At 65.3% G+C, this 16,271-nt stretch carries 16 protein-coding genes and 1 pseudogene; 4 read left to right on the forward strand and 13 right to left on the reverse strand.

Annotated elements, in window-relative coordinates:
- Positions 1 to 6: 6 nt before the first annotated feature.
- Both L858_RS0104300 and L858_RS0104305 read right to left on the reverse strand, forming a co-directional pair.
- Positions 7 to 1,164: an EmrA/EmrK family multidrug efflux transporter periplasmic adaptor subunit gene (locus L858_RS0104300; protein WP_022681916.1), complete on the reverse strand. Its 1,158-nt coding sequence runs from the start codon at positions 1,162 to 1,164 to the stop codon at positions 7 to 9.
- Positions 1,157 to 2,674 (reverse strand): efflux transporter outer membrane subunit, encoded by a 1,518-nt coding sequence (locus L858_RS0104305; RefSeq protein WP_022681917.1) that lies wholly within the window; start codon positions 2,672 to 2,674, stop codon positions 1,157 to 1,159. The genes L858_RS0104300 and L858_RS0104305 overlap by 8 nt, the downstream gene beginning before the upstream one ends.
- 88 nt (positions 2,675 to 2,762) lie before the next feature.
- Here L858_RS0104305 and L858_RS0104310 point away from each other — a divergent pair, with 88 nt between their 5' ends.
- Positions 2,763 to 3,422, forward strand: a complete 660-nt coding sequence (locus L858_RS0104310; RefSeq protein WP_028055802.1) for a TetR/AcrR family transcriptional regulator — start codon at positions 2,763 to 2,765, stop codon at positions 3,420 to 3,422.
- Between the two features lie 53 nt (positions 3,423 to 3,475).
- The gene (locus L858_RS0104315; protein WP_028055803.1) at positions 3,476 to 4,099 is read left to right on the forward strand and encodes a response regulator transcription factor; all 624 of its coding nucleotides are present in this window, start codon (positions 3,476 to 3,478) and stop codon (positions 4,097 to 4,099) included.
- Between the two features lie 3 nt (positions 4,100 to 4,102).
- Here L858_RS0104315 and L858_RS0104320 read toward each other — a convergent pair whose 3' ends face one another.
- From L858_RS0104320 to argH, 5 genes are read right to left on the reverse strand one after another with little or no spacing between them, the layout of a single operon-like run.
- Positions 4,103 to 5,059 carry a zinc transporter ZntB gene (locus L858_RS0104320; RefSeq protein ID WP_022681920.1) on the reverse strand — a complete coding sequence of 319 codons (957 nt, stop codon included), beginning with the start codon at positions 5,057 to 5,059 and terminating at the stop codon, positions 4,103 to 4,105.
- A complete protein-coding gene (locus tag L858_RS0104325) occupies positions 5,056 to 5,814 on the reverse strand; it encodes a siroheme synthase (RefSeq protein ID WP_028055804.1) in 759 nt (252 codons plus the stop codon). Before L858_RS0104325 ends, L858_RS0104320 begins: the two co-directional genes overlap by 4 nt.
- A complete protein-coding gene (lysA, locus tag L858_RS0104330) occupies positions 5,814 to 7,079 on the reverse strand; it encodes a diaminopimelate decarboxylase (protein WP_022681922.1) in 1,266 nt (421 codons plus the stop codon). The genes L858_RS0104325 and lysA overlap by 1 nt, the downstream gene beginning before the upstream one ends.
- Before the next feature lie 25 nt (positions 7,080 to 7,104).
- Positions 7,105 to 7,368, reverse strand: coding sequence for a hypothetical protein (locus L858_RS0104335; protein ID WP_022681923.1), 264 nt, complete (start codon positions 7,366 to 7,368; stop codon positions 7,105 to 7,107).
- Entirely contained in the window at positions 7,365 to 8,735 is a 1,371-nt protein-coding gene (gene argH, locus L858_RS0104340) for an argininosuccinate lyase (protein ID WP_022681924.1), read from the reverse strand. Before argH ends, L858_RS0104335 begins: the two co-directional genes overlap by 4 nt.
- 58 nt (positions 8,736 to 8,793) lie before the next feature.
- Between argH and L858_RS0104345 the strand changes: the two genes are divergently transcribed.
- Together L858_RS0104345 and L858_RS0104350 are read left to right on the forward strand one after the other, a co-directional pair.
- Positions 8,794 to 9,387, forward strand: a complete 594-nt coding sequence (locus tag L858_RS0104345; protein WP_022681925.1) for a TlpA family protein disulfide reductase — start codon at positions 8,794 to 8,796, stop codon at positions 9,385 to 9,387.
- A gap of 200 nt (positions 9,388 to 9,587) precedes the next feature.
- Entirely contained in the window at positions 9,588 to 12,203 is a 2,616-nt protein-coding gene (locus L858_RS0104350) for a TonB-dependent receptor plug domain-containing protein (protein WP_028055805.1), read from the forward strand.
- Between the two features lie 155 nt (positions 12,204 to 12,358).
- Here L858_RS0104350 and L858_RS0104355 read toward each other — a convergent pair whose 3' ends face one another.
- From L858_RS0104355 to L858_RS0104380, 6 genes and pseudogenes are all read right to left on the reverse strand, one after another.
- Positions 12,359 to 12,541 carry a Trm112 family protein gene (locus tag L858_RS0104355; RefSeq protein WP_022681927.1) on the reverse strand — a complete coding sequence of 61 codons (183 nt, stop codon included), beginning with the start codon at positions 12,539 to 12,541 and terminating at the stop codon, positions 12,359 to 12,361.
- Between the two features lie 10 nt (positions 12,542 to 12,551).
- Entirely contained in the window at positions 12,552 to 13,166 is a 615-nt protein-coding gene (locus tag L858_RS0104360) for an LON peptidase substrate-binding domain-containing protein (protein ID WP_022681928.1), read from the reverse strand.
- 8 nt (positions 13,167 to 13,174) lie between these two features.
- Positions 13,175 to 14,096: pseudogene (locus L858_RS19660) on the reverse strand (tetratricopeptide repeat protein).
- Between the two features lie 90 nt (positions 14,097 to 14,186).
- The gene (locus tag L858_RS0104370; protein ID WP_022681929.1) at positions 14,187 to 15,032 is read right to left on the reverse strand and encodes a MipA/OmpV family protein; all 846 of its coding nucleotides are present in this window, start codon (positions 15,030 to 15,032) and stop codon (positions 14,187 to 14,189) included.
- A gap of 73 nt (positions 15,033 to 15,105) precedes the next feature.
- Positions 15,106 to 15,498, reverse strand: a complete 393-nt coding sequence (locus L858_RS0104375; protein WP_051132603.1) for a DUF2141 domain-containing protein — start codon at positions 15,496 to 15,498, stop codon at positions 15,106 to 15,108.
- 38 nt (positions 15,499 to 15,536) lie between these two features.
- Positions 15,537 to 16,265 carry a sterol desaturase family protein gene (locus L858_RS0104380; RefSeq protein ID WP_028055806.1) on the reverse strand — a complete coding sequence of 243 codons (729 nt, stop codon included), beginning with the start codon at positions 16,263 to 16,265 and terminating at the stop codon, positions 15,537 to 15,539.
- Positions 16,266 to 16,271 lie beyond the last annotated feature (6 nt).

Below are 16,271 nucleotides of genomic sequence, written 5' to 3' on the forward strand. Positions count from 1 at the left end.
CCGCTCCTATTCGCCGGAGAGGTCGATTTCCGCTTCCATGGAGAGGCCGACGCGCAAGGGATGCGCAGCCAGTTCCTTGGGATCGAGGGCGATGCGAACGGGCAGCCGCTGGACGACCTTGATCCAGTTGCCGGTCGCATTCTGCGCCGGGATCAGCGCCATGGACGAGCCGGTACCGGCCGAAAAGCCAACGACCTTGCCATGATAGACGACGTCGCCACCGTAGAGGTCTGAGGTGAGCGTCGCCGGCATGCCGACCCGCACGTAACGCAGCTGCCGTTCCTTGAAGTTCGCATCGACATAGACTTGCGAGATGGGAACGATGCTCATGATCGGCGTGCCCTGCGCCACCCGCTGGCCCACCTGCACCTGCCGGCGCGTCACGACGCCGTCGATCGGCGCGCGGATGATCGTGCGCTCAAGGTCGAGGCGCGCATTGTCCAGCTTCGCCTTGGCAACCAGTACGGCGGGGTCGCTGTCGACCGTCGAGCCGCGGACCAGCGCCTCGTTGGATGCGAGCTGGCCCTCCGCCGCGCCGCGTGTCGCCTGCGCCGTCGTCACGCCGGCGCGCGCCTGCTGCAGCGCGGCTTGCGCGGCGGCATAGGCCTTGCGCGCGCTGGTCAGTTCCTCGCCGGAAACGGCGCCATTAGGGGCAAGTGCCTCACGCCGGCGCAGGTCCACCCGCGCCTTGTCGAAATCGGCCTGCGCCGCCGCAAGCTGCGCGCGCGCCTGGCCGATGTCGGCGCCGCGCGCCTCGACCTGAGCCGCCAAGGCGGAGCTGGTCGCCACCGTCTGGCGGAACTTGCGCCGCGCCTCGGCCAGGTCCGCCTCGGCCTGCGCGATGGCGATGCGCGCGTTTGTCGGATCGAGCTTCACCAATATGGCACCGCGTTTGACCGCTTGGGTGTCGCTCACCAGCACTTCGGTCGCCTGCGCGGAAATAAGCGGCGTCACCTGCGCACTCTCGGCATTCACATAGGCATTATCGGTGCTGACCTGATGGCGCCCCACCAGCACATACCAGAGTCCATAGATCGCACCGATCACCAGAACCGCCAGCCCCAACCGCATCATCCATTTCTTGCGGGTTTCCAGACGCTGCGCCTGGGCATCATCAGCCGCCCGGCTGGTGTCGGACGTGAATTCGGGGGTGGCGTCAGCCATTGGGCAGGTCCTTGGACAGAGCGTCGTGAGCAGCAAAACCGCCGCCAAGCGCACGCACGAGAGCGATGTCAAGCGTGAAGGCGCTCGCCTCCAGCTCCGCGACGGACTGACGCGCCGCCAGCAACTGGTCTTCCACGTTCAGCACGTCGAGAAAGGTGAACAGCCCGCCTTCATAGCGCTGACGGGCGATAGCATAGGCGTCTTCGGAAGCGGCGAGCGCAGAACGGGCGTCGGCCAGCCTTCGTTCCAGCGTTCGCCGGGCGGTCACGGCGTCAGCGACCTGCTGATAGGCACCAAGAACGGTCTTGTCATAGACGGCGACCGCCTCGTCATAAGTCGCGCGGGCGCCCCGATACTGGGCACTCAGCGCACCGCCATGGAAGATAGGCAGGCTGATCGCCGGACCCACATTACCGAACAGCGAATCCTTGCGGAACAGCTTGTCGGCGAAGGAGGACGGTCCGCCAGCAGGCGTGAATCCCGGGCCGAAAAGCGTTTCATAGCCGAGCGACTGGACCCCCACGAGCGCACCCAGGCGAATGGCGGGGAAGAAGTCGGCGCGGGCCACCTTGATGCGTTTCGCCGCCGCGTCGGTCCGGGCGAGAGCGCCCGCAATGTCCGGCCGCCGGGCAACCAGATTGGTCGTCACATCGGCGGGCAGGCCGAGCGGCGTCAGACCGCTCAGCTTCGGCCGCGCGATCGAAAGGCCGCGATCCGGCCCGGCGCCGATCAGCGCGGCAATCTGATGCCGACGGACATCGATCGCCTGATCCGCGGCGGCCAGTTGCGCCTTGGCCGAGGCGACGGTGGCGTCCGCCTGCCGCTCGCTGCCCCTGGTCTCCAACCCGTTCTGACGCCGCTGCGCCACCAGCTTCTGGCTCGCGGTACGGATTTCCAGCGCACGCGCCTGAATGTCCCGATCCTCATAGAGCCGCGCAAGGTCGGCATAGGCGTCGGCGAGCGCGGTCGTGAGCGTCAGCCGCGCCTGTTGCGCGTCGATCTGCGCCGCCCGCTCCTCTGACGTGGCAGCGGCCAGAGCCGCGCGGTTCCGGCCCCAGAGATCAAGGTCAAAGCCCAGGTCCAGTGCGACCCGGCCGGTGCCGAGCCACCCTTGGGGAACGAAGTCCTTGGGCAAGCCCATATTATAGCTCTGCTTGGTCGCGCCCGCGCTGGCGTCCAGATCCGCCGAAGGTAACAAGCCCGCCCCCGCTTGCCGGGCGGTAGCGTTGGCCTGACGCAGCCGCGCTGCGGCGATGGCGATGTCCGGTGATCCGCGCAGCCCCTCCTGGATCAGCCGGTCCAGCTGTTCGTCGCCATAAACCTTCCACCAATCCTCCGCAGGCCAAGCGGCCTGGGCAGCTGCCAGGCTGCGCTCCGCCTCTATCGTCTCGGGCGCGCGCACAACCGGCTGCGGCCCGATATCAGGCACCGCCGCACAGGCCGACAACAGCAGGGCAGTCAGCACGACAGGCCCAGCAGGATAAAGGGAGAACAACCGACTCACGGGCATAACAAACCGTACCAGCTAGTATGAATATCGCCTTTGCGCGCGTTGCTCGGGCTTGTCAACCAAATTTCCGTACCCTATGGTACGATAAATGACGATGAGCAAGCATCTGTGCCCGCCCAGTCGGCGTGAAGCGAGGCGGCGCGACCGGCGAGAGGCGATAGTGGAGGTGGCTGCCCGTTCCTTTCTCGAAAATGGCTACGCCGCGACCACGATGTCGGGTATCGCCGCCACTCTGGGCGGGCCCAAGGGCACATTGTGGAATTACTTCCCGTCCAAGGAAGAATTATTCAGGGCTGTTCTGGAAGGACGCACTGCAAAATACCGGGAAGCACTTGCCGAAATGCTCGATAGCGGCGCGGAATTGGAAACGACGCTGTGCAGGTTCGGCAGCAACTTCCTGGAAAAGGTGACGACCCCCGAGGCGGTCGCTCTCCACCGGCTGGTCGTCTCGGAAGCCAACCGTTTTCCGGAGATGGGCGCGATCTTCTACGAACTGGGCCCTCTGCGTACCCGCACGCTCGTCGCGCAGTTTCTGAAAGGTGCCATGGATAGGGGCCAACTTCGGCCGGCGAACCCCACGACTGCCGCGCGGATGCTGATGTCGCTGCTGCTTTCAAATTTTCAACAGCTACTGGTGCTCGGCCAGATGGAACATGCCACGGCTGAACTGATGCATTCGGAAGTCGCCGAAGCCATCGGTTGCTTCCTGCGCGCCTATGCGCCCGATCAGGACAAGGCCGACCGTTAACCATTTCTTTGCGCCGCGCACCTACGCTTGCCTGTGCAGGAAGGTGCGAGATGATGCAGTTTTGGAAGCGCAACGCGGCTCGGCCACGTTCGGAAACGATGGAAAAGCCTGCCTCCAGCACGGCGCGCCGGCTACGGCTGATGATGGTGGATGAGGACGCGACTTCCCGCGCGGTGATCGCCCGGCGTCTCTCTCATCTCGGCTATGATGTAGTCCTGGCGGAGAATGGCTTTGTCGCGGCCGCCATGCTGGTCGGCCGTCCCTTCGACCTGATCCTCATCGACATGGACATGGCCCTGCTGCCGGGCGTCGCGACGATGCGGAAGATTCGCGCGGCGGGCCTCGCTGACCAAGCCAGCTTCGTCATGATCAGCGGACGGCAGGACAGCGCTTCAGCAGTCGAGGCGCTGGAAGCCGGCGCCGACGACCATATCGTCAAACCCTATGTTTTCGATCTGCTCGACGCTCGGCTGCGCCATCTGTGCGCGCGGGCGGAGCAGCTGGGCGCGCTCACCCGCCACAATGCGGAACTCGACGCACGCATCGCCCGCCGCGCGGTGGAACTGGGCGAAACGCGGGAGGCTCTCAAGGAAATGCAGGCCGACCGCGCGCGGCTCGTTTCCTCGCTCCAGGCTTTGCATGATGAGGTCGAACGGCTGACCGCCGGGCGTAACTGAAGGCTATCGCTTCAGCCAGTGCGTCGCGCCGAACCAGCCAGCGATTCCCGCCGCCATCGCGACGCAGACGCCGACTACCCCCCAGAAGGCCCACGGCTCGTGCGCGAAGGGAATTCCTTCGACATTCATGCCGAGCAGACCCGTCAGAAAGGTCAGCGGCAGGAAGACCAGGGCGACGACGGAAATGATCAGCGCCTGGCTGTTCATCTGTTCGGCGCGCAGGTCCGTCAGTTCTTCATGCGCGAGCGCGGATCGTTCGCGCACGGCTTCCAGTTCCTCCGCCATGCGGGCGCAGCGATCGGCCGCTTCCTGAAGGTGCAGCCGATCCTCCGGCTCCAGCCATGGCGCGTCAGCCAGGGAAAGCCGTTCCAGCGCCTGCCGCTGGGGCGCGATGAAGCGGCGATAGCTGATCGCCGTAGCGCGAATGGCCGACACCTGCCGCCGCGCCTCCGCCGGGCCATGATCGCTGAGCGCGCTTTCGATCTCGTCCAACCCGTCGCCGAACTCCGCCACCTGCGGGTCGAGCGCCTCGGTGATCTGCTGGGCGAAGGCGGCGATCAGGTCGCCGGGGTCGCGGATCTGGCCTGCCAGCATCTGCGCGCGCACCGGCGCCATCGCAGCGAGCGGACGGTAGCTTACCGAAATGACCCGCGCCTGCTCGGCCCAGAGGCGGATCGACACCAGCGGATCGCCTGACATATCATTATCGGCGCCGAGGCCGCGCAGGTTGATCAGCGCGCCGTGCAGCATCAGCGTGCAGCGCGGCCGCGTCTCCTGCGCCAACAGCGCGGACAGCGCCGCCTCGGGCATATGGTCGCAGCGGGACGCGACCTCCCGCGCATCCTCCTGCCAGCCATCGGCATGAACCCAACTGAACGGGATCGTGTCGGCATGGGCGCAAAATTCATCGAGCGACATCTCGCGCGCACGGCTTCCGTCATGCACGAAGACCTGGCTCATCGTGCCATCTCGAGCCAGAGCGAGAGTCCCTCGCCCGGCTCATCCGGCATCGCTGTCATGTCCAGCCGCACCGCATCGGCACGCGCACGATCAAGGATCGCTGCGGGAACATCAGGCGCATGATAGACGCGGTCCGCCTCCCCCAGCAACCGAGCGGCGCGCAGCGTCAGTTCGTCCGGGTCGACCGAAGCAAGCCGGATGATTTCAAGTCGATTTGCCGTGCCTTCCTGCTGTTCCGCCAGCCAGCGCGGCACCGCATCGGCCGACTTGCCGGACAGCGGGTCGATCAGCCCGCCCGCCGCCAGCCCGCCATCTATCGCACGGCGCCGAGCAGCCGCATCGGGCCAGCGCGTCCTTATGACCCCGCGCGCGTCATGCAGCGCGCTCGCCAAAGCGCCCAGCCGGGCCGGCAGCAAAGCCTCGATCCGCTGCCGCAGCGCCTTGGCAAGGCCGGCGGATGCGCCGCCCGTGCCGATCGCGATCAGTACCGGCTCCCGATCCACGATGGCGGGCAAGGTAAAGTCGCACAGTGCGGGCTTGTCCGTCGCGTTGACCAGGATACCGCGCGCCTTCAGGCGGGCCACGGTCGCCTCATCACCATCCGCGACGATGGCGAGGGCGGCGTCCTCCGTCTCCCCAACGATGCTCGCCCCTGCGCGTTCGAGCAGGCGGCGCTTGGCTTGCGCAAGCTCGCCTTCCCCGGTCAGGATGACCGCCCGCCCTTGCAACCGCAGGAAGACGGGCAGGCTCTGCATCAGCCGCGCACCCAATCAGGAATGCTGTCACCCTCGATCAGTGCCTCGATCGGCGGGCGGGCGCGGACCACCGCCCATTTGTCGCCCGACACCAGCACTTCGGGCGTGAGCGCGCGGCTGTTATAGGTGCTCGCCATGGTCGCGCCATAGGCACCCGCGGTCATGAACGCGACCAGATCGCCCGCCTGCACGACATCCATGTCGCGATGCATGGCGAAGGTATCGCCCGTTTCGCACACCGGCCCCACCACGTTTGCGGCCGCGCGCTCGCCCTTGGGATGCACCGCGCGAATCTCATGCCAGGCATCGTAGAGGCTGGGCCGCAGCAGGTCGTTCATCGCCGCGTCGACGATCACGAACGGCGCCTGCGCGCCCTGCTTGACCCGGACCACGCTGGAGACGAGCGCGCCTGCATTGCCGACGATCAGCCGGCCAGGCTCGAACATCAGCCGCACGTTCCAGCCCTTCGTTACCTTCGTCACCATGGCACCGTAATCAGCCGGGCTTGGCGGCAGCGGCTGCGAAGGATCATAGGGCACGCCCAGCCCGCCGCCCAGATCGGCGGTGCGGATGTCGTGCCCCTCGGCGCGCAGCTTTTCGATCAGCGCGCCAACCTTGACGAAGGCCGCCTCCAGCGGGGCGAGGTCGGTCAACTGGCTGCCGATATGGACAGCCACGCCCTGTACGTCGAGACCCGGCAGGTCCCGCGCCGCGGCATAGCTGGCGAGCGCGCGGTCATAGGGGATGCCGAACTTGTTTTCCGACTTGCCGGTCGAAATCTTGGCATGGGTGCCCGCATCGACATCGGGATTGATGCGGTAGGCGACGGGCGCCTTCTTCCCCAGCGAGAGCGCGACTTCAGACAGCATCTCCGCTTCCGGCTCGCTCTCCAGATTGAACTGGTAGATGCCCTTTTCCAGCGCGATCCGCATTTCATCGGCGGTCTTGCCCACGCCCGAAAAGACGATCCGGTTCGCCGGTATCCCCGCCGCGACGGCGCGCAGCAGTTCGCCGGCCGACACGACGTCCGCCCCCAGCCCCAGCTTCGCTAAAGTCGCCAGCACGGCGGCATTGGGGTTGGACTTGACCGCAAAGGCGATCAGCGGGTCGGCAAGCTGCGACAGCCCGTCGCGGAACACGCCGACATGGCGGGTCAGCGTGGCGGTCGAATAGACATAGACGGGCGTGCCGACCTGCTCGGCAATCGCGGCGAGCGGCACCTGCTCCACATGCATGGCGCCGTCAACATATTCAAAATGGTCCAAGGGCTTCCTGTCCTGGCTGAAATTCTTAGCGGGGGTCGCTTTCGGGCGGCAGGTCGAAGGGGTCGTCGTGCCGCTCCTGCGATTGGGTGAGCAGTTCGACGTTACGCTCCGGCCGGGCCTGGGTCGTGGGGGCGGTCAGCTCGGCAGCCGTGGGCGCCCTTGTGGCGCCGACCGGAACGGCGGGCAAGGCCTGCCCCTCGACCGGCTTCAGCGGCTGCCGTCCGCCGCAGGATGCCAGCGCCAGCGCCAGTGTCGCCAGACCGGCGCCCTTGAGGATAGGCGAAGTCATTCCTTCTTCTCCTGCCGCGCCTGGGCTATCCGCGCGCGCACCTGATCAGGCGCGGTGCCGCCGTGGCTCTTGCGGCTGGCGACCGAGGCATCGACCGTCAGCACCGCATAGATACGCTCGTCGATGCGTCCATCAATGGCTTTCAGCGTCTCGATCGGCAGGTCCGCCAGCTGCACGCCCGCCCCCTCGGCCGCAGCGACCGCGCGCCCGGTGATGTGATGCGCCTCGCGGAACGGCACATTGCCCTCCCGCACCAGCCAGTCGGCCAAGTCGGTCGCCGTCGCGAAGCCGCTTTCCGCCAGCCCCCGCATCCGCTCGGTACGGAACGCCACCGTCTCGATCATCCCGGTCATCGCCGCGATCGAAAGGCCGAGCAGGTCATGCGCCTCGAACACCGGCGGCTTGTCGTCCTGCATGTCCTTGGAATAGGCGAGCGGCAGGCCTTTCATCGTGACGCAGAGCGCGTTCATGCAGCCCATGATGCGCCCGGCATGGCCGCGCACCAGTTCGGCCGCATCGGGATTACGCTTCTGCGGCATGATCGAGCTGCCGGTCGAGTAAGCGTCGGGCAGCTTGACGAAGCCGAAGGGCTGGCTCGCCCAGATGATGAACTCTTCCGCCAGCCGCGACAGATGCAGTGCCACTTGGGTCGCCGCCATCAGATAGTCGAGCGCAAAGTCGCGGTCGGATACGCTGTCGAGGCTGTTGTCGGTCGGCTTGGCGAAGCCCAGCGCTGCCGCCGTCGCATGTCGGTCGATCGGAAAACCGGTCCCCGCCAGTGCCGCCGCGCCCAGCGGACATTCGTTCAGCCGCGCGCGCGCGTCGGCAAAGCGGCTGCGGTCGCGACGGATCATCTCATGATAGGCCATGAGGTGATGGCCGAGCGTCACCGGCTGCGCGGACTGGAGATGGGTAAAGCCCGGCATCACCGTATCGGCATGCTCCTCCGCGCGCGCGATCAGCGCTTCCTGCAACGCCACCAATCCGGCCTCGACCTCATCAATGGCATCGCGCACCCACAGGCGGAAGTCGGTCGCCACCTGATCGTTGCGCGAACGCGCCGTATGCAGCCGCCCCGCCGCCGGTCCGATCAGCTCCGCCAGCCGCGACTCCGTGACCATATGGATGTCTTCCAGGTCGAGATCGACCGGCACGCCGTTCGCTTCATATTCGGCGGCGATCTGGTCCAGACCGCCGGAGATCGCGTCGGCATCCGCCTGCGCGACGATGCCCTGCTTCGCCAGCATCGCGACATGCGCCTTGGAGCCCGCGATATCCTGTTTCCACAGGCGCTTGTCGAAAGGGATGGAGGCATTTATCTCGCGCATGACCGAAGCCGGCCCCGCTGCGAAGCGGCCGCCCCACATGCTGTTGGAGCCCGTTACCGTGCGATCTTCCCCGTTCCGATCAACTTTGCCCTGCGTAATGACACTGCTCCTGCTGGGTGGCTTAGGCGCGTGCGATAAGCAATCACAGGGCGCGGGGCAAGGTCCGAACGCCAGCGAGGAGGCCCCCGCGGCGAGCAGCGAAGCGACCGGGCCGGCGCAGAGTGGCGCGGGCAGCTTCAGCTACACGCTCGACAAGTCGAAGGCGGGCACCCCCGCGCCGAGCTTCACCTTCCAGACCCCCGACGGCAGTGACACGACCCTTGCCGATTTCGCCGGCAAGCCGATGCTCGTCAACCTGTGGGCGACGTGGTGCGCGCCCTGCGTCGCGGAGATGCCGACGCTGGACAAGGTGGCGGCGGACTATGGCAAGAAGGGTCTTGCCGTCCTCACCATCTCGCAGGACAGCCAGGGCGAGCAGGTGATCAAACCCTTTTTCGAGAAGCATCCCCTTCCCCACCTCAAGGGCTGGATCGACCCGGAAAACCAGTTCGGCTTTCATTATGGCACCGGCATGCTGCCCACGACCGTCATCTATGACGCGCAGGGCAAGGAAATGGCGCGCGTGATCGGCGCGATGAACTGGAACAGCGAGGAGGCCCGGGCGCTGATCGAGGCTGCGCTGAAGTCCTGAGTCAGCCCTCTTCCTGCTTGCCGCTTTGTAAGTGCGGAGTGGCTGGTACGAACCCCACCCAGAAACCCGCCATCCCTTGCGCTTGCAAACTGCGCCCGGCACTTGCACGTTTCTCAATCACGCCATTGTGCGGCGCAATAGCGGCTCGGCGTCACCCCTTCGTCTCTCCCGGTGCATGATAAACAAAGCAGGGGGCACAGATGACGAGATTATCCGCTCTACGTCTTTCACTGATTTTGGCTTCATCCTGGTCGGCCTGCGCCGCCGCGCAGGAAGCGCAGGAGCCGCAGGCCGATGACGGCACCGCCATCATCGTCACCGGCACCCGCGCCGTGGGCATGCAGGCCGCCGAAGCCGCCGCGCCCGTGCAGGTGCTGAGCGAAGAGGCAATCAGCCATGTGGGCCAGCCCAACCTCAACCAGGTCCTGACTCAGATCGTCCCCAGCTTCACCGCGCAGACGCAGGGCACGGACCTGTCCAGCTTCTCACTGTCGGCGCGGCTTCGCGGGCTCAGCCCCAATCACACGCTGATCCTCGTCAACGGCAAGCGCCGTCACGGCAATGGTATCCTTCAGGTGATCTCCGGCGCGTTCCAGGGTTCCGCCGCGCCCAGCATCGACCTCATTCCGCCCGACTCCGTGTCGCGCGTCGAAGTGCTGCAGGAAGGCGCGGCCGCCGTCTATGGCACGGACGCGATCGCCGGCGTCATCAACTTCATTCTCAAGGATCAGGATGAAGGCGGCAGCTTCAAGGTAACCGGCGGCCAATATTATGACAGCGAGGGCGAACTTTTCTCGGCCTCCGGCAATATGGGTTTCAAGCTGGGCGAAGACGGCTTCTTCAACCTGACCCTGTTCCACCGGCGGCAGGATTACACGACGGTCGGCACCGGACAGGTGCAGGTCACCCGCGCAGACGGCACGCTGCAATCCAACACGCCCGTCCAATGGGCCAATCTGGCCGGCGACGCGCTTTCCGGCATCAACGGCGGCCAGCCCCGCACCAAGCTGACGCTCGGCTTTTACAATATGGGCTATGATTTCGGCGGGGTCGAACTCTACAGTTTCGGCGACTATGCCCGGCGCGAGGGCTGGGCGAAGCAGGGTTATCGCCACCCCAAGCGCATCTGCTACGAACCGGGCAACCTCGGCGGCAGCGTGACGGCGGCCGCCTATAATCCCAACATCTGCTACAGCGACACGGGCGTCTGGGGCATGGTGCCGCTCCAGCATGTGGTGGAGGATGAATATAGCGTCACCGTCGGCGCCAAGGGCGAGTTCGGCGGCGGCTGGAACTTCGACATCAGCGGCACCTATGGCGCGCAGAAGGACAGCATCTATACCGAACAGTCGGCGCACCGTGAACTATGGCAGGAAAGCTTCGCAGCCGGCGGCGTCGCAACGGCCAATACGCCCAGCAGCGCCTATGATGGCGGCTTCAAGCTGGCCCAAACCACCATCACCGCCGACATCCGCAAGGAATTCGAAGCCGGCATGGCGAACCCGCTGACGCTGGCGTTCGGCGGCGAGTATCGCAGGGACGAATATGAGATCCTCCAGGGGGATCCGATCTCGACCTACAAGACCGGCGTCCAGTCCTTCCCCGGCTACAAGGCGACCGACGCCGGTGATTTCCAGCGCAGTTCGAAGGCCGTTTATCTCAACCTGATCGCCGAGCCGGTCGATGGGTGGAGCGTCGATCTTGCCGGGCGGTACGAAGATTATACCGACTTTGGCGACACTGCGATCTGGAAGGCGACGACCCGTTACGACTTCTCGCCCGCCTTTGCGATCCGCGGCACGGCCAGCACCGGTTTCCGCGCACCAACGCTGGCGGAGCAGAAATATTCGACCATCAATGTCGGCCCGACCAGCGCCGTGGCGCAACTGCCCGCCGGCACGCCTGCCGCGGCGCTGCTCGGCTTCGGCTCCCTCAAACCTGAAAAGTCGAAGAATTTCTCCGCCGGCATCGTGCTGCGGCCCGTGCCGAAGCTGGCGATCACGGTCGATGGCTATCTTATCAAGATCAAGGACCGCATCACCGGCACGGCCGCGCGCAACGCGGTGCTGAACGGCGTGGTGCAGCCGGGCGCCAGCGCCATATTGGACGCGCTGAGCGCCGCGGGCATCGTGCTCGACAACGCGCTCTACACCAACGGCACGATCGGCGTGTCCAGCTTCACCAATGGCATAGACACCCGCACCTGGGGCATAGACTTTTCCGCAAGCTACCCGGTGGCACTGGACTTCGGATCGCTCAATCTTTCGGTGACCGCAAATTACAACAAGACGAAGATTACCGACAACAAGGTCGGGTATCCGATCTTCAACGCCGCATCGGAAAGCAATATCGAGCGGTCGAATCCCGACTATAAGATCGTGGCGAACGCGCTGTTCAAGTCGGGCAAATTCACGCTCAACCTGCGCGAAACCTTTTACGGCAAGACCAGCGTCCTCGTCCGCCCGGCCTTTACGTCCAGCTCGGCAGGTTCGATCGTCATCCCCGAAGGCGGCTTCCTGATCGCTGACGGCGCCGGCGGCGCGAATCAGCTCTATTTCAACGGCGTGGTCAAGGCGACCGCGCTTACCGACCTGGAGGCGAGCTACGACTTCACCGATCATGTGAGCTTCGCGGTGGGCGCGAACAACCTGTTCAACAAGCGGCCGGAGGTGCCCGACCTGCTGCAGGGCGTCACTGTGCCGGTCGGCGTCTCACCCTATCAGAATGGCGCGGGCGCCTATAACAGCTACTATGGGCATGGCCCCTACAGCACGTCCGGCGGCTATTATTACGCGCGGCTTGATTTCAGGTTCTGACCCAGCATCATGAAGAAAAGGCCGGTCCAGTCCTGGGCCGGCCTTTGTTCATGATCGTTGGCAGCGCAGTGGCATCGAAAGATCATGCGGGACCCCGGATCAGGTCCGGGGTTACAGGATTGGTAAGCTCGACAGGAAAATCAGCCAGTCCTTCGTTACTCCGACGAGATCACCCGCGCCTCACGCACCACCATCACCGGCACCCCGTCCCGCACGGGAAAAGCCAGTCCCGCCGCCTCGGACACCAGTTCGCCCCGCTGATCGTCCCAACGCAGCGGCGTCCGCGTCACCGGGCAGACCAGCTTGGCGAGCAGCACAGGGTCGATCCTGCTGGTCATTGCCCACCGCTCATTGCATGGTCGCCCCACCGTCGCGCTCCACCCGGCCGACGATCTGCATCAGCTGGATGATCTTCTCCGACCGGTCGCTGAGGCTCTCCGCCTCGAGCAAGATCTGCTTGGCGGCAGGGTCGAAGGGCGCGATCTGCGCGATGCCGTTGACCAGCGAAGCGTCGTCGAGCCGCGACACGCCCGTCCAGTCCACCACATAGCCGAGCGCTTCGGCAAAGCGGCGGGCCTCCTGCTCCAGCGCTGCGCGTTCCACGGATGCGAGCACTTCGTCCGCATCCGGCGCCTGCTCCACCTCCGCTTCGATCTGGCGGAAGGGGGTGGCGACGTCGAGTTCCTTCACCAGCCGGAACCGCGCCAGTCCCTTGAGCACTATGTTGAAGCGGCCATCGTCCAGCGCCTCGATATGGAAGATATGCCCCAGGCAGCCGACGTCGAACAGCGGCGGCTTGGCGCCCTCCGCCCGTGGCTGGATCATCCCGATGCGCCGATCCCGCGCCATCGCGTCGTGGATCAGCGCCCGGTAGCGCGGCTCGAAAATGTGCAGCGGCAGCTCCATGCCCGGCAGCAGCAGAGCGCCGGACAAGGGGAAGATGGAGATGCGCGCCCGGTTCATCGCGGGGATCAGGAAAAGAGGATCTGCGACAATTTGCGCCGCTGCGCCGCCACCCAGGGATCTTCAAGTCCCGTCGCCTCGAACAGCTTGAGCAGCTGCGTCTTGGCCGCGCCGTCATTCCACGCGCGGTCGCGGCGCACGCTTTCAAGCAGCTGCTCCGCCGCACCATCCCGATCGCCATTCGCCATCAGGCCGTTGGCAAGCTCGAAACGCGCCTCATGATCGTCAGGATCGGCGGCGACCCTCGCTTCGACAGCCGACAGGTCCGCAACCGGCTTCGCATCGCGAGCAAGCGCAATGGCTGCGCGGGCGCGCTCGACCGCCTGATCCTTCGCGGCCTCGGCGGGCAACGCGGCAAGCACCGCTTCCGCCTCATCCAGCGCTCCCAGCGCGACCAGCGCCCGCGCCTGACCCGCCCTGACCCGCCGCGACTTCGGCGTTGTCAGGCACCATGTCGGCCACCTGCTGGAACACGGACAGCGCCCGCTCCGCCTCGCCGCCAGCCAGCAGTTCCTCGCCCATGGCGATCAGCGGGGCGATTTCCTGAAGCTGCGCCTTCTCATCCGATTCGATCGGAAGCTGGGCCAGCAGTTGATCCAGAAACTGTTTCAGCTGCCCCTCGGTTCGCGCCTGGCTGAGGTCGGCCACGGGCTGTCCCTGAAACACCGCATAGACCGTCGGGATCGACTGCACCCGAAATTGCGCGGCAATGAAGCGGTTCTCATCGACGTTGATCTTGACCAGCTTGACGCCCTTCGCCGCATAATCGGCGCAGACCTTCTCAATGATCGGCGTCAGCTGCTTGCACGGCCCGCACCATTCCGCCCAGAAATCGACGATCACCAGACTGGTACGCGAAGGGTCCACCACGTCGCGGCGAAATTCCTCCACCGCCGTCTTGTCGGCCTCGCTCATCCCAAGGGTCGCCACGCTTCCTGTCTCCTGCTGTCCAATGCGGTCAAGGCCGCTCCATACAGCGCCTTATGTGGGGCGTCACCCTTTTGGAACAAGAAGCAGCCGTCAGAAGGTGTAGCCCACGCCCACAGCGCCGATCCACTGGTTCTTCGACCCGGCGATGGACACGATCGGCGAGCGGGCATAGTCGCCCAGAATGCGCGAATAGCCGCCCATCGCGAAGATCGCCCAGCCGCGGCGGATGTCGCCCGACAGCGAGATGCCCCCGGCGATGTTGGCATTCACCTTCTTGAAGCCCGAGCCATTGCCCGCATCACCATAGACCGGCAGCCCCGAAGCCGCTGAGCCGCCCGCGTCGATGTCATAATAATAACGGCCATATTTCTTGCCGACATAGTCCGCCGACACGCCCACACCCACGAAACTCGTCTGCGAGAGGGGCGTCGCATATTCGATGGCAGGTGTGATGATGTAGCTGCCATGGGCACCGGCGACGTCCTTGGTCACGGCGACGCGCGCCGACAGATTGTCATAGGCGCTGGTAATGACGCCGGTCTTCCCGATGCCGACGAAGCCCCCGACCTCGACCGCGACATCGCGCTTGCCGAGGAGGCGCACAGCGTCGTCCTTGATATTCTTGCGGCTGGACCGATCGAACCGCGCCGTCACAACTGGCCCCAATTCAAAATCGAGCCCATTATTCTCGCCATCGCGCACCAGATCGAGATAGATGCCCGGCCCGCGTGTCCAGAAGGCAAAGCCGTCCACCCGGCCACGCAGCTGCGGGATCGGCAGGATGCGGTAATCGTCAGATCCCTCGTAACTTGGCACCGCTGCCGCCCCGACCCCGACGGTCAAGCTGTTTCGGTCAGTGGCCTGCGCCAGCGCCGCGGAAGCGAAGCTCGCAACCGAAAAAGCGAGCCCGAGGGCAAGAAGATGGCGGCTGTTCATAAATCCCCTGTTCATCCAATCTGGAACGGGGGTGAAATGTATTGAGTGACTTAGTAGTTCCCGCCGTGCGAACTCAGAGGAAATATTTGATTTTAATATTCTGCCGCACCGCGCTGCCCGCCACCGGAAACTCGGCTGACCTGAAGCTTGGCGCGCCAAAGCGGATCGCGGGATTATGTGAAAAACCCACGCCCTCGCGCGGAATACCGGCAAAGGTGTCCAGCCTGCCATTGCCATTTTCATCGTGGATGATGGCGATGGCATAGTTGCCCGGCGCAAGCAGGCCGAGGGACATGGGCGCTTTGCCCGCCGGAACCGTGAAGTGCCGCCGTTCGGGATCATCGCGGCAGTCAGGAAAATGGGCGGCGTCGCGCGTCACGCACACCAATATATTTCCCTTCATCGACCGCAGCCCCTGCACTTCGATGCTGAGCGGCTGGGTCTGGCTGTCCGGAGCGGCCCCCATGACGGCCAGCAATGCCGGCACAGCTAAGCAGCAGCGGTTCACACGCTTCCCTTTCCAAAACTGCCCAGTCCCCGGTCCGTGCCGCACAGCCGGTCCCAGAAGCGGAAATAAAGCCCGTAGTTGCAGGCATATTGCTCATGGTGGCGCTGATGATGGCTGGCCGTGATCAACCAGCGCCCGAGCGGCCCATGCACCAGCCCGCGCGGAAACAGCTCCCAGCCCATATGGTTGGTGACGCCCATGATCGTCATGATCGTCAGCACCGCAGCGAGCGCGCCGACATGGATCGGGATGAGGAAGGTCAGCGCCGGGATCACTACCGCGCCGCTTAATGCTTCCCATGGATGGAAGCTCATTGCCGCCCACGCCGTCGGCGGGCGGCTCGCATGATGCACCGCGTGGGCGATGCGGAACAGGCGCGGCCGGTGCATCCAGCGGTGCGTCCAGTAAAACCAGCTGTCGTGGAGCAGCAGGTAGAGCAGCACCGAAAGCGGCAGATACCAGAGCGGGAAGGCCCCGGGATCGGTGTAGATGCGGGTCCACCCCCGCTCCTGCCAGCCCCACGCGATCACGCCAGCCGGCACGCCGTAGATGAGCGCCGAAGCCAGCGACCAGCCGATCTCGCGCCGGATCTGTTGAGCAAGGCCGCTATAGAGTCCCGGCTGCCGAACCTGCGTCGCCAGAGCGAAGCCGCCGCTGGTGAGCAGATAGCGCACCCCCACAATCACGCTCATGGCAAGGGCGGAAAGGAGGACGGCTACGATCATCGTCAT

Source organism: Sphingobium bisphenolivorans (genome assembly GCF_000412635.1).
Taxonomy (GTDB): domain Bacteria; phylum Pseudomonadota; class Alphaproteobacteria; order Sphingomonadales; family Sphingomonadaceae; genus Sphingobium; species Sphingobium bisphenolivorans.

What these genes read in the sequence shown, in the direction of transcription:
- L858_RS0104310 (WP_028055802.1), top strand. Translation starts at nt 2,763, where the DNA reads ATGACGATGAGCAAGCATCTGTGCCCGCCCAGTCGGCGTGAAGCGAGG.
- L858_RS0104305 (WP_022681917.1), bottom strand. Translation starts at nt 2,674, where the DNA reads ATGCCCGTGAGTCGGTTGTTCTCCCTTTATCCTGCTGGGCCTGTCGTG.
- L858_RS0104350 (WP_028055805.1), top strand. Translation starts at nt 9,588, where the DNA reads ATGACGAGATTATCCGCTCTACGTCTTTCACTGATTTTGGCTTCATCC.
- L858_RS0104380 (WP_028055806.1), bottom strand. Translation starts at nt 16,265, where the DNA reads ATGATCGTAGCCGTCCTCCTTTCCGCCCTTGCCATGAGCGTGATTGTG.
- argH (WP_022681924.1), bottom strand. Translation starts at nt 8,735, where the DNA reads ATGTGGGGCGGCCGCTTCGCAGCGGGGCCGGCTTCGGTCATGCGCGAG.
- L858_RS0104360 (WP_022681928.1), bottom strand. Translation starts at nt 13,166, where the DNA reads ATGAACCGGGCGCGCATCTCCATCTTCCCCTTGTCCGGCGCTCTGCTG.
- L858_RS0104325 (WP_028055804.1), bottom strand. Translation starts at nt 5,814, where the DNA reads ATGCAGAGCCTGCCCGTCTTCCTGCGGTTGCAAGGGCGGGCGGTCATC.
- L858_RS0104355 (WP_022681927.1), bottom strand. Translation starts at nt 12,541, where the DNA reads ATGACCAGCAGGATCGACCCTGTGCTGCTCGCCAAGCTGGTCTGCCCG.
- L858_RS0104345 (WP_022681925.1), top strand. Translation starts at nt 8,794, where the DNA reads ATGACACTGCTCCTGCTGGGTGGCTTAGGCGCGTGCGATAAGCAATCA.
- L858_RS0104315 (WP_028055803.1), top strand. Translation starts at nt 3,476, where the DNA reads ATGCAGTTTTGGAAGCGCAACGCGGCTCGGCCACGTTCGGAAACGATG.
- L858_RS0104375 (WP_051132603.1), bottom strand. Translation starts at nt 15,498, where the DNA reads ATGGGGGCCGCTCCGGACAGCCAGACCCAGCCGCTCAGCATCGAAGTG.
- L858_RS0104335 (WP_022681923.1), bottom strand. Translation starts at nt 7,368, where the DNA reads ATGACTTCGCCTATCCTCAAGGGCGCCGGTCTGGCGACACTGGCGCTG.
- L858_RS0104300 (WP_022681916.1), bottom strand. Translation starts at nt 1,164, where the DNA reads ATGGCTGACGCCACCCCCGAATTCACGTCCGACACCAGCCGGGCGGCT.
- L858_RS0104370 (WP_022681929.1), bottom strand. Translation starts at nt 15,032, where the DNA reads ATGAACAGCCGCCATCTTCTTGCCCTCGGGCTCGCTTTTTCGGTTGCG.
- L858_RS0104320 (WP_022681920.1), bottom strand. Translation starts at nt 5,059, where the DNA reads ATGAGCCAGGTCTTCGTGCATGACGGAAGCCGTGCGCGCGAGATGTCG.